This window comes from Petralouisia muris (assembly GCF_004793545.1).
GTDB classification, from domain to species: Bacteria; Bacillota; Clostridia; order Lachnospirales; family Lachnospiraceae; genus Petralouisia; species Petralouisia muris.
This window is the reverse complement of record NZ_SRYA01000223.1, coordinates 1-815: the sequence shown is the minus strand read 5'-3', so window position 1 is coordinate 815 and position 815 is coordinate 1. Positions and strand designations below refer to the sequence as shown.

At 45.9% G+C, this 815-nt stretch carries 1 protein-coding gene and 1 pseudogene; both read left to right on the top strand.

Annotated elements, in window-relative coordinates; genetic code table 11:
- Positions 1-79: 79 nt before the first annotated feature.
- Positions 80-349, top strand: a complete 270-nt coding sequence (locus E5329_RS31455) for an RNA-dependent RNA polymerase family protein (RefSeq protein WP_275443899.1) — start codon at positions 80-82, stop codon at positions 347-349.
- A gap of 129 nt (positions 350-478) precedes the next feature.
- Positions 479-815: pseudogene (locus E5329_RS31445) on the top strand (group II intron reverse transcriptase/maturase); the annotation flags it as partial.

Here is an 815-nt window from a genome sequence, read left to right as displayed (position 1 = left end):
TAGGCTGCTTTAGCAGCAGAGCGAACCTACCGGCTTTAGCCGGTAGTGGTTCAGTGTCACCGGCGAAAGCAGGGAGCTTTTGGCAAATGGCGTGCTTCCCATTATCCGGGAATTCCTTTCAGGGAGAGGGCTGGAACTGTCGGAAGAAAAGACAGTCATTGCCCATATCGAAGATGGGTTTGATTTTCTCGGAAGCAATATAAGGTGGTGCAAGGACAAACTTCTGACGAAACCGTCCAAAAAGAATTATAAAGCCATAGTGGGCAAGATAAGGGAGATAATCAAGAAGAACCCGTCCATGAAGCGGGAAAATTTGATGCGGAAGCTGAATCCGGCCATCCGTGGGTGAATTTCCAAAAGTATAATGTCTCGTCACAGGCATTTGAAAGGTTTGATTTTGATGTATGGAGACGCCTGTGGCAGCGGCGCAAGCGCAGACGCCCTAAAAAGAGCCACAAATGGATAGCGAAGAAATAAAATGTCTGATTCGTTTGAACTCAATCTGATATATGCAACGGATACCAATATCGTAAGATGGCTGAAAACAAAATCAGAAGCGACCCCATTTGACGATAGGTTTACAGGATATTTTGAAGAAAGAGATGCGGAGAGGATGTTTCGTGAAATCAAAGGCGGAAAGAAGCTGAACGCCCTCTACAAAGCACAAAAAGGAATACGCCCTATATGCGGCGGCGCTACCACTGTGGAGAAAGGGCACAGAATCCATGAAGCCGTGGGGAATGATTATAAGATAACAAGGATTTTAGTGGACGCAGGCTGTCACAGAAAACTGCATTACTCGAAAAACGTTGATG